8 protein-coding genes are annotated in these 12263 nt (G+C 39.3%); 2 read left to right on the top strand and 6 right to left on the bottom strand.

Going from position 1 to position 12263, the window contains the following annotated elements:
- Positions 1-50 precede the first annotated feature (50 nt).
- The 5 genes from rpoD to FTX43_RS12530 all read right to left on the bottom strand — a co-directional run bounded on the left by rpoD (position 51) and on the right by FTX43_RS12530 (position 7260).
- Complete coding sequence (gene rpoD, locus FTX43_RS12510) at positions 51-1160, bottom strand: RNA polymerase sigma factor RpoD (protein ID WP_002290142.1); 1110 nt, start codon at positions 1158-1160, stop codon at positions 51-53.
- Positions 1161-1183: 23 nt separating this feature from the next.
- Entirely contained in the window at positions 1184-3025 is a 1842-nt protein-coding gene (gene dnaG, locus FTX43_RS12515) for a DNA primase (RefSeq protein ID WP_002320677.1), read from the bottom strand.
- Positions 3026-3206: 181 nt separating this feature from the next.
- Positions 3207-5522: a cation-translocating P-type ATPase gene (locus FTX43_RS12520; protein WP_187160004.1), complete on the bottom strand. Its 2316-nt coding sequence runs from the start codon at positions 5520-5522 to the stop codon at positions 3207-3209.
- Between the two features lie 187 nt (positions 5523-5709).
- A complete protein-coding gene (locus FTX43_RS12525) occupies positions 5710-6570 on the bottom strand; it encodes a DUF368 domain-containing protein (protein ID WP_002309619.1) in 861 nt (286 codons plus the stop codon).
- Between the two features lie 57 nt (positions 6571-6627).
- Positions 6628-7260 (bottom strand): lysozyme family protein, encoded by a 633-nt coding sequence (locus FTX43_RS12530; RefSeq protein ID WP_002320675.1) that lies wholly within the window; start codon positions 7258-7260, stop codon positions 6628-6630.
- Positions 7261-7425: 165 nt separating this feature from the next.
- Here FTX43_RS12530 and FTX43_RS12535 point away from each other — a divergent pair, with 165 nt between their 5' ends.
- Positions 7426-8187 (top strand): alpha/beta fold hydrolase, encoded by a 762-nt coding sequence (locus tag FTX43_RS12535; protein WP_002313891.1) that lies wholly within the window; start codon positions 7426-7428, stop codon positions 8185-8187.
- A 25-nt stretch (positions 8188-8212) separates the two neighbouring features.
- Entirely contained in the window at positions 8213-10804 is a 2592-nt protein-coding gene (gene mprF, locus FTX43_RS12540) for a bifunctional lysylphosphatidylglycerol flippase/synthetase MprF (RefSeq protein ID WP_002313892.1), read from the top strand.
- Between the two features lie 188 nt (positions 10805-10992).
- On the opposite strand, the gene tuf is transcribed toward mprF, so the two are convergent.
- Positions 10993-12180, bottom strand: coding sequence for an elongation factor Tu (tuf, locus tag FTX43_RS12545; RefSeq protein ID WP_002344123.1), 1188 nt, complete (start codon positions 12178-12180; stop codon positions 10993-10995).
- Positions 12181-12263 lie beyond the last annotated feature (83 nt).

Genomic DNA, 12263 nt, shown 5'->3' on the forward strand with positions numbered 1-12263 from the left:
AAATAAACCAAACCATTTTACTGATTTCTCTTCTGATCAATAGTTCATGCTTATTCTAAGAAGTCTTTTAATTGTTTTGAACGAGAAGGATGGCGTAATTTTCTCAACGCTTTAGCCTCGATCTGACGAATACGTTCCCGAGTAACACCAAATACTTTTCCTACTTCTTCCAGTGTTCTCGTACGTCCATCGTCTAGGCCAAAACGTAAGCGAAGGACATTCTCTTCCCGATCAGTCAATGTATCTAGTACATCTTCCAATTGTTCTTTTAGTAGTTCATATGCTGCGTGTTCTGCTGGACTTGTTGCTTCTTGGTCTTCGATGAAATCACCTAAATGAGAATCATCTTCTTCACCGATTGGCGTTTCAAGAGAAACAGGTTCCTGCGCGATTTTCAAGATTTCGCGGACTTTTTCTGTCGGAAGGTCCATTTCTGCACCGATTTCTTCCGGCGTAGGTTCTCTTCCTAGGTCTTGCAACAATTGACGCTGGATACGAATCAATTTATTGATTGTTTCTACCATGTGAACTGGAATACGGATCGTACGTGCTTGGTCGGCGATTGCACGAGTAATTGCTTGACGAATCCACCATGTAGCATAAGTAGAAAACTTGAACCCTTTGCGATAGTCAAATTTTTCAACTGCCTTCATCAGCCCCATATTTCCTTCTTGGATCAAGTCAAGGAACTGCATGCCTCGCCCTACATAACGTTTAGCGATACTTACTACTAAACGAAGGTTTGCTTCTGCTAAACGCTGTTTTGCTTCTTGGTCACCTTCTTCGATTTTCAATGCTAACGCTACTTCTTCTTCCGCAGTTAAAAGGGAGACACGGCCAATTTCTTTCAGATACATACGAACCGGGTCATTGATTTTTACACCGGTTGGCGCAGATAGATCTTCTGTTTTTGCCTGTTCAGCTTTTTTCTCAGCACTTTTCAAGCTGTGAATTGATGGATCACCATTTTCATCCACCACACTGATACCTGCGTCTTCAATCTTTTGGATCAATTTGTCCATTTCATCTGCATTCAAAGTGAATGGTGTAGCAAGCTGATTGGATAAATCATCATATACAACTTGTCGTTTGGGTTTGTTTTCTTTGATGAAAGCTGCTACTGCTGCTTCATACTTTTTTTTATCTGTTCCATTTGCCATAAAAGAAGGCCCCCCTTGAGTAGCTATTTGGCTTGTTTTAACTGTTTCGTTAAATTGATGATTTCGATCGTCAATTCAAGCTCAAGCTGTTTGTTCCCAGTACGTCTGGCTTCTTGCTGCATTTGTTTTTTTAATGTTATTTCATCAGCTAAGCCAGATTTGCTGATCACATCTAGCAAGTCTTGGATTTCCCGTGGCGAACTTTCTTCTGCCACCGGTAAATATTCGATCTCCACCACCAACCGCCTTAAATTTTCATCTTGCAAAAAGTCTAAAAACTCTGCAAGGTTGAATTCATAATGTTGTGAGACATATGCATCGAATAAAAAATAAACTTCTGCGTATGCGTCGTGGATAAACTGAAATTCTCGTTCTTTTAAAATATTGCGGACAGAAACTTCTTTAAATGCGCGGTACAACAGAATCTGCTCTGCCTTTTCTACCTGCGTCAACGGTCTCTTCTTCCGTGCAGTTTCTTGTCTCTTGGTCTGCGTATGCTGGTTTTCCTGAGGTTCTTGACGATTTTGCTGATTTGTTCTTCGGAGCTCACGCAATTGTTTTTGTATCGTCTCTCTGCTGACCCGAAACTCTGTGGACAGCTGCGATAAATACATATCTTGTTCAATTGGTGAAACGACTCGGCTAAGTTCAACTAATAATTCTTCAAGGTACTCGATTTTGTCTTTTTCATTTTCTAAATTTTTCCCTTGTTTCAAATAACGTGATTTAAAAGTAAAAACTGTTTCACGCCCATGAGCCACTAATTCTTGAAAAGATGCTTCCCCATACTTACGGAGATATTCATCAGGATCAAGCTTTTCTGGAACGACTACGACCGAAAGTCCTAAACGACTATTTTGCCGAAGCAATTCAATCCCTCGATTGGTTGCTTCAAAACCTGCGTTATCTCCGTCATAACAAAAAACCAGTTCTTTCGTCAGTTTTTCCATTTGCTGGATCTGTTGAGCTGTCAGACTTGTTCCCATGGAAGCTAATCCAGTTTTGATACCAGCCTGCCATGCAGCAATCACATCCATAAAACCTTCGAACAACAAGACTTCTCCATTTTTTCGGATATCGCTTCTTGCTTTATCAAGATTAAATAACACTTGTCTTTTATTGAATAATTCTGTTTCCGGACTGTTCAAATATTTGGGCTGATCTTTTTCCTGCCCTTTTTCAGGTGCAAGCCAGCGTCCTGAAAACCCGATTGTCTGGCCTTGAGGATTACGAAGGGGAAACATCACCCTTTGGTAAAAACGGTCCGACATACGGCCATCATCATGTGCGACAAACAATCCAGAACGTTCTAACAATTCATTTGAGAATGATTCATTCTTGAAGACTTGCTGAAGAAACGAGCGTTCATTAGGTGCAAAGCCGATATTGAATTCTTCAATCAATTCTAAAGACAACCCACGACTTTGCAAATATTCTAAGGCTGGCTGTCCCGCTTTTGTATGCAACAGCATGTGATGATAGATTTCCGCTGCTTTTTCATGAGCAGCAATCAATTTTCCTGTAGCAGATTCAGGGTTTTGTACAGCTAACGTTCGCTGACGCCATTGATCTTCCAACGGAATCTGTTCGAAATCTGCTACTTTTATCACTGCTTCTGGAAAACTCAGTCCTTCTAGTTCTTGAAGAAAAGTAAACACGTTTCCGCCCTTACCGCAACCAAAGCAATGAAAGATCTGCTTGTCTTCTGCAACAGAGAAGGATGGTGTGCGTTCTTCATGAAAAGGACACAGCCCTAAGTAGTTTTTACCAGACTTTTTCAATTGGACATATTGTCCAATCACCTCAACGATATTCGTTTGACTGCGTACCGTTTCGATAACTTCTTGAGGAATCCGTTGAGCCATTTTTCCACCCCCTGCTTTATTGATATCTTTTCGTTTTAACAAAAGATATTTCAGGAGAATAACCGGTAAAAAATCGCACTAACTGAAATCAGTGCGATTTTAAAGGACACAATTATACATGTTTGATTGTATCATATTTCAATTCTTTTTCAAGTATAACACATTTCTATTTAATTAAGCATCAATTTGCTACTCTTTTCAGTAGCTGATTTTGAATATCAGCCTTCCAGTACAATAATCGAAGGACAATATTTACGATCATGAACATAACGAAGTATCCTATGGTTTCTCCTAAACCTAAGTTTACTTCCAAAATTCCGTGGAACAGCATCGCAGCTACATATATCCCTACGATTGTTGTTACTGCTAAGAATATTCGCAACGGGTTGAAAGGATAACAAGCTTTTACAACTGCCATGCAGCTGATTCCAATTAGCAAGTAATACATCAACGTAGTGGTTTCACTACTTCCCCACGCGAACGTTTTTCCAAGTAGATACACTGCTATGATATTCACTACTACAAGCAAGGCATTCGGCAAAGCGTTGATAAGTGCAGTAGGCAAGTAACGGTAAGTGATTTTGCGTTTATCTTGTTCAAATGATAAAAAGAAGGAAGGATACCCTTCAATCGCCAAATCAATCAGCGTAATCTGGATAGGGATAAATGGAAATCCAATAGCTGTAACGGCACAGATAATCGATAAAATAAAAGAATAAATCGTTTTGATGAAAAAGATACCGGAGACTTTCGTCACATTGTTGACTACTCGACGTCCTTCAAACAGGACTTCTGGCAATGTCGTAAAATCAGAGTCCAACAATACTAGATTAGCAATTTGACGTGTCGCTCCGTCACCTTCTGCCATGGCGATACTGCAATCTGCTTCTCTTAATGCCAAAACATCATTCACGCCGTCACCTGTCATCGCAACCGTTCTGCCGCTATTTTTTAATTCATTTACCAGTAACTTCTTTTGCTGAGGACTCACTCGACCAAAAACGGTATATTGATGCGCGGCTTCTCGCACGTCCGATTCTTCAGTAATCTGAGAAAGGTCGATATACGCATCATAATTCGGTAATCCTGCACGTCTAGCAATATTGGAGACAGTAAATGGATTATCTCCAGAGATTACTTTCAGGTCAACGCCTTCCTCATGAAGATAAGCTAGTGTTTCTGGCGCATTTTTTCGGATTGGATCATCGATTTCAAACAGAGCAACTGGCTCAACAAACGCGGGGGTTTCTTCGTTTAATTGCTGATTTGGAGCAATCCCCAACATAAGGACGCGATAGCCATTCGCTTGAGCTGTTTTTAGACTATCTGGCAGTCGATCTTCTTCCACCAAGCGTTCAGGTGCTCCTACGTATACGACTCCTAATTCTGGAAACTCCATCGCACCCCATTTGCGATCAGAAGAAAATGCGACTTTGTTTGTTACATCATAACGATTAGAAAGCTCAAAATACTCTCTCATCGCCCGCATGGTGATGTTGTTATCACTGCTTTCTGCAAGATACGTTCCCATAATTTCTGGAATAGCTTTTTCATACAGCGGATGTAATGCTTCTACACGCTGGATACTCATTTTCCCTTCAGTAATGGTTCCTGTTTTATCCAAACATAATGTATCGACGTGAGCAAGTGTTTCAATGGAATACATGTCTTGAACAAGAATCCGTTTTTTTGCCAGTTTTGTTACACCTGTCGTTAACGCAATACTTATCAACAATACTAATCCCTTTGGAAGCATCCCTAACAAAGCTGCTGCAGAGGCAATAACTGAAATCTTGATAGAAGCATCGCGAATGAACAGTGCCTCCAAAAATAGTATGATCCCTAAAGGAATAATCACGAAACTAGTGAACTTGGATACTTTACGAATCGAATCTACAAGTTCAGAATGAATAGCTTTGTGGGTTTTTGCCTCGCTAGTCAAGCGGACAGCATAATTATCTGCCCCTACTCGGATGACTTCAGCCATGACAGAACCACTTGTCAAAAAGCTCCCAGAAAGCAATTCAGCTCCAGCTTCTTTGACAATCAAGTCAGATTCACCTGTCAAAAGAGCTTCATTTGCTTCTGCCCGTCCTGATATGACCTGCAAATCGGCTGGTATCTGTTCTCCAGCTCCGATCTTTACCAAATCTCCTAATACCAGCTCTTTAGTAGAAATCGATTGTTCTTTACCGTCCCGAATCACTAGTACTTCTGATTGGGAAACAATCGATAATTTTCGTACAAGATTTCTTGCATGTATTTCTTGATAAATTCCAATAACGATATTTACGATAATAATTGCTAAATACGCCATGTTGGAATAAGCACCTACAAATAACAGACAAATTCCGATACCGAAGTTCAGAAAATTGAATAACGTCAATATATTATCGCTGAATATTTGCTTTGTACTTTTTGATGCATCTTCCTGGTAGTCATTTTGCTGGCCAGAAGCCATTTTCTGAACTACTTCTTGCTGTGTAAGTCCATTCATTTTCTTTTTCTCCATTTTCCGCCAACTTTCAAAAATAATCACGTGTTTAAGTCTAGCGTGTTCCAAGATTAAAAACAACTTGTTTTTATAAAATTTATAGAAAAACACACGAATGATTCTTACGAAAAAGATGCTGACCTTTTTTGTATGAATCACCCGTGTGTTGTTTTTTATTATCGAACTATCTTTACTTATATTGTTCTTCCAAACGGCTCATCCACCATCCTAGTGCTGTACCAGCTACAAAAAGAACAGGACAAGCTAGCACTCCAGCGACTCCCAATCCCGCGTAATCAGTAGGGATGATCATAATCGTTGAAGCAAAAACGACGCCTAAAATAAAATGGAATAGCTTACTGTATGCCTTTGAGAAAATATAATCCATGATTTTTGACAGGCCAAGGACACAAAGAACCCCACCAATTCCAATCGGCAAGATGACTTCAAACCGAACTTCTTTAAATCCGTCAGCCATCGCTTTGTACAATCCCATATATACCAAAAAATTAGAAGGACTCAATCCTGGGACAATCATACCTAAACCAATCAATCCGCCGGCGATCAGCCAAGTCCCAAAATTCTGATCGACTTGTCCATCAAATAATCGAGCACCGTATAATAAAAACAAATAAGCCAGAACAAAAGTAACAACCATGATGATTACATCAGAAGTATCTCGTCCTTTTTTTCCTGCTTCTTTCCATAACGCAGGAACAGTTCCGACGATACACCCAACAAAAAACCACAATATTGTTGTTTCATACGCCCCTAATAAAAAACTGACTAAAAAAGAAAGTAAAAAGATGCCTGTCACTCCGCCTAGACCAACAGGCAGGAAAAACAAAACATTTTCTTTGAAATTTTTTGTGATATGGGCTAGAAAAGAAATCAGTCGCTCATACATGCCAAAAACAGCTGCTAATGCACCCCCGCTGACCCCCGGCAAGATAAATCCTGAACCGATAAACATTCCCTTCACAAACCGCAACATCCAATCTTTGGTTGTGTACCCCACTTTTTGATTTTCCATTTTTTGCCTTTTTTCCACTATTTGCGCACTCCTTCTTTCAGCTCATTTTATTATGTTTGGATATTTCCTACTCGTTTATTTAAAGACTTTTTCGTAAGTCTCTATTATTTTTTCATTCATTTTGACAATATCAGGATAAAACATATTACCTCCATTATGATAGAGATAGCCGCCGTTGTAAAGCAAGGACTGGATCCGCCAATAGCGGTACTGTTTTCCTTCTTCATTTCCTAAAAGTGGGCTCAACACATCTTTAGAATACGCTTCTGCTAGTTCTACTGTGTTTTCTCCGCCATGATTTTTTACATAGGCAATATAATCTTTCCCAAAATTATACGCTTGGACAGCAGTCCACAGGTCACATCCTTGTTTTTTTGCTTCCATTATCATCTCCGCCAAATATTTGACCCCTTGATCAATACTGTCAGCTGGATTATCAATGACATCGGCTTCTCCATGCAAACTCTCTGAACTCTGCATGAGATCTGTGCCTTTTCCTTTTGATTCGGTCAAGATTATTGCCTTGATCAATTTTTCGTATGCTTCCATATGATAATTTTTTGCAGCTGTCGTTATTTCTATTTGATAGCTTTCCACCCGTTTTACCGAGCGATAAGTTCTTCCTCCTAAAAACAACACCGCACCAATGACCGTTAGAATGATCATGTAAAAAAGAATACGGATAATAGATAATCGTTTTCGCTTCATTTCATCACCTAGTTATTTTGACATCTTTTTTATCTTACTATTTCTTTATCTTCTTGGCTATTTCTTCCTTAAATTCTGTGTACACCTTAAGAAAAAATGAATTTTCCTGTGTTTTTTATCATCTTACGAAAATGATCGTTGTTTTTCAGTAAAAACAATTGCCCAATGACTGTTATAATCGTTATACTTTACACAGTAGGTGATTATGTGAAAAAAGAAAAGAAATATGCAAAAATGTCAGACGGGAGCAAAATTTATTATGAAAAGAGTGGTCAAGGCTTCCCACTCTTTTTACTGCATGGCAATGATGGCAGCGGCCGCTTTTTTTCAGAACAGGTTCCCGTACTTGAACGCTACTATACCGTTTATCTAGTAGACAGCAGAGGACATGGCCGTTCAACAAATGAAGCATCTATATTGAATTTTCATTTGATGGCTGAGGATCTGAATACGATTATGTTGCTAGAAAAAATCAATCAGGCAGATTTTCTTGGATTTAGTGATGGCGCAAATTTGGCATTGGTATTTGCTAGCAGCTTTCCTCAAAAAGTTCATCGACTGATTTTAAATTCTGGAAACACGCTAGTTAAAGGTGTTCGTTTTTCTGCCAGAGTCATCAGCAATTTTCATTATGCATGGGTATGGTTGCTCTCTTTATTTCGCCCAAGCCTTCGCAAAAATCTGTTAGTTATTAAACTATTGCTACATGATATCGGCCTTACAGAAAATGATTTAAAAAAAATCAACTCCCCAACATTAATTATTGTAGGAAAAAAAGATGTAATCAAGCTGAAACATTCTCTGTATATAGCTAAAACTATACCAAAAGCTTCTTTTGTACTTGTAAAAGAACAAGGACATGAATTAGCTAGAAAAGATCCTGAACGCTTCAACCGAGAAGTTCTTCAATTTCTTTCTGAAACATAATTATTAGGAATAGAAGGTGATTTATTTGTTAAAAACTACCATACAATGGCTGAAAAACCATCTAGGACTTTTCAAAACAATCTTTTTGATTTCTGTCATTGTCATTATTGTCGGTGAATTGATGTCCATCGGTAAAACTCTATCTATCCAGCAATTAGGAGAAACGTTTGCCACTATACCTATTTGGAAAAGCGGACTTATGCTGTTGATTGGTCTTGTCTCTGTGTTACCTATGATTGGTTATGATATTATTTTGAATCGGATGCTTGAACAAAAGCAGAATCCTCGTTACTTGTTTGAGACAAGCTGGCTGATCAATACAATCAACAATATTGCCGGTTTCGGCGGGTTTGTTAGTGTGGGGCTTCGCTCTGAACTATATGGACAAAAGAAAGAGAGCAGAAACGTGATCCAAGCATTATCGAAAGTTTTCTTGTTTTTGATGGCTGGACTTTCTATTTACAGTCTGCTTTCTTTTTTACTTGTAGTCTTCACACCAGTCGCTCCTTTCTTGAAGCAATATTGGATATGGCTGATTGGCGGTGGTCTGTATTTTCCTGTTGTCTTTTTATTCACTACTTTCAAAAAGAAAGGATTCCTTGGTGGTACCTCACTTAAAACGCAAGGACAGCTCTTGCTTGTTTCATTATTGGAATGGTCTGGTGTCCTGTTCAGTTTCCTTTCTGTTGGTTACCTAATGGAAATCCGAATCGATCTGTGGCAAACGATTCCGTTATTCATTGCTGCTTCAGTGATAGGGATCGTGTCTATGATTCCTGGCGAGATCGGCAGTTTCGATGTGATGATGATTATCGGATTATCTGCTATTGGTGTGCCAAGAGAAACAGTCGTTGTGTGGATCTTGCTTTATCGTCTGTTCTACTACATCATTCCGTTTTTGATTGGAATCGTCTTTTTCTTCAAAAATATCGGTTCCACTTTTGATCAGCGTTATTCAGGTATCCCTAAGCAGTTAGCAACAGAAATCGCGCATAAAATCGTGGTTGTACTTTTATACTTTTCTGGAATCATGTTGGTACTTTCTGCCACTATTCCGCAAGCTTTTACAGAGTTTCGCTGGCTTCATAGTTTGAACCCATTGAAATTCCACTTTATTATCCAGTTTCCTAGTATATTATTAGGATTTCTTTTGATTGTTATGGGGAGAGGGATCGCTGCACGCGTAAAACGAGCCTATCTGCCTACAATTTTCTTGATCGCACTCGCTTTATTTTATGTTTTATTAAGCGATTTTAGCTTCACACCGGTGATTTTCTTGTCTATTCTGTTTCTGATCATTCTTGCGTCCAAAAACGAACTATTTCGGGAACAACTCATCTATTCGTGGGAATGGCGTACGATCGACGGAATCATTATCGGTGCATTGACATTGCTTTATATTGTTATTGGTGTATACAATCTGCCTGATTTTCCACATCGGCGTCACCATTTTATTTCCTTTTTCTTATTCCCTTCTGAAAAGATTTGGTTTTCAGGGTTGTTGGCCATTATCGCCGTTAGTTTCATGATCGTTCTATTTGTCCATTTTCTTCAAGGAGAAAAGAAACAGATTGGCGAAGCCTTTAATGAAGAAAAGGCACTGAAGATCCTCACAACTTATGGAGGAAACTCCGACAGTCAATTGATCTTCTTAAAAGACAAGCGGATGTTTGTCTACGAAAAAGACGGTGAACCAACTGTGCTTCTCCAATTCGCTTGCTTCAATAATAAATGCGTCGTAATGGGCGATCCTTCTGGTAAGAAAGAAGATTTTCCAGAAGCAATTGAAGCTTTCATCGAAGAGACAGACCGATTATGTTATTTACCTGTTTTCTACGAAACAAGCGAAGAGATCGTTATGATTTTGCATGAATTCGGCTATGACTTCATTAAAATGGGGGAGGAAGCTTATGTAGACCTGAATAGTTTTACAACATCAGGGAAAAAAATGAAGGGCACTCGGGCTGTCTTGAACCGAATTGAACGAGAAGGATTTACATTTGATGTCTTACAACCGCCATTTTCTGCTGAGCAAATGAGTATTTTCAAAAATATTTCTGATAATTGGTTGGGTTCACGAAAAGAAAAAGGTTTTTCTTTAGGCTTTTTCTCTGAAGATTATTTACAAAGAGCGCCTATTGCTGTAGTCAAAAATACTCAAGAAGAAATTGTCGCTTTTGCGACGATCATGCCTACTTACACGAACAACAAAGTAGGAACGATCGATTTGATGCGATATGATCCCAAAAAAGCACCTTCCGGCAGTATGGATTTCTTGTTCCTGCATTTGTTTGCTTATATGAAAGAAGAACATATCCAATGGTTCAATTTAGGGATGGCCCCTCTTTCAAATGTTGGTACTTCCAGAAAGAGTTTTTTACAGGAAAGAATTGCTTACTTGGTTTACGAGTTTGGCTCTCATTTTTATTCTTTCCATGGATTAAGAGAATACAAAAGCAAGTACGCTACGAACTGGGTTTCACGCTACACCCTATATTCGCGAGATAGCTGGATTGCATACGTTATGATTGCCTTGCTGATTATTGATAATGCGCCAGTTGAGCAGACACAAGGTCGAATAAGTGGTTTGAAAAAATGGATACGAAGAAAGTACTAAAAACTGCGTATTGTAAGGAAACACTCACAGTATAAATAAAAGAGACTGAACCAAAGCGTGAGGTACGGCTCCTACCCTCTCTTATTGTACAATTGTAGAACAAAAAAAGCGGTCAAAACAGGATTTCTGTTTTGACCGCTTTTTCATTTTAAACATTTTTCATTGCCAAAATATTCGAGTCGCGTTTCTTATGCTTCGATTTCTGTAACGATACCTGAACCTACTGTACGGCCACCTTCACGAATCGAGAAGGTCGTTCCGTTTTCAACAGCGATTGGGTGGATCAACTCAACATCAATCGTCACATTGTCACCAGGCATGACCATTTCTGTATCTTCTGGTAACGTGATTGTTCCAGTAACGTCAGTTGTACGGAAGTAGAATTGTGGGCGGTAGTTGTTAAAGAATGGTGTATGACGTCCACCTTCTTCTTTGGTCAACACGTACACTTCAGCTTTGAATTTTGTATGTGGAGTAATGGAACCTGGTTTAGCAAGTACTTGTCCACGTTCGATATCGTCCCGTTGGATACCACGTAACAGTACGCCGACGTTATCTCCAGCTTCCCCGTAATCTAACGTTTTACGGAACATTTCTACACCTGTGACAACTGCTTTTTGTGTTTCAGGTTTGATCCCTACGATCTCTACTTCATCACCGACACGAACAGCACCGCGGTCAATACGACCTGAGGCAACAGTTCCTCGTCCTGTAATGGAGAAAACATCTTCCACTGGTAATAGTAATGGTTTATCTGTATCACGTTCTGGCGTTGGGATATATTCATCCACTGTATCCATCAGTTCCATAATAGCAGCTTCAGCATCGGGATCGCCTTGCAATGCTTTTAATGCGGAACCTTTGATCACAGGAGTGTCATCGCCTGGGAAACCATATTCGCTCAATAACTCGCGAACTTCCATTTCTACCAAATCAATCAATTCTTCATCATCGACTAAATCTACTTTGTTTAAGAAAACAATTAGGTATTTTACACCAACTTGACGTGACAACAAAATGTGTTCACGTGTTTGAGGCATCGGACCATCAGTTGCAGAAACGACTAAGATGGCACCATCCATTTGGGCTGCCCCTGTAATCATGTTTTTCACATAGTCCGCGTGTCCTGGTGCATCGATATGCGCATAGTGGCGTTTTTCTGTTTCATATTCTACGTGTGCGGTATTGATCGTAATTCCACGTTCACGTTCTTCTGGAGCTGCATCAATACTAGCATAGTCTTGAGGATTTGCTAGGCCTTTTTTGCCTAATACTGTAGTGATCGCAGCAGTTAAAGTAGTTTTCCCATGGTCAACGTGTCCAATTGTACCAATGTTAACGTGTGGTTTACTTCTGTCGTAATGTTCTTTTGCCATAATTTACAAACCTCCTAAATAATATAGATCACTGAAGGATTTCAGCTCTCACTTTTTTATTATAGTCTTTTTTTGAATAAATC

Source organism: Enterococcus sp. DA9 (assembly GCF_008000875.1).
GTDB lineage: Bacteria > Bacillota > Bacilli > Lactobacillales > Enterococcaceae > Enterococcus_B > Enterococcus_B lactis.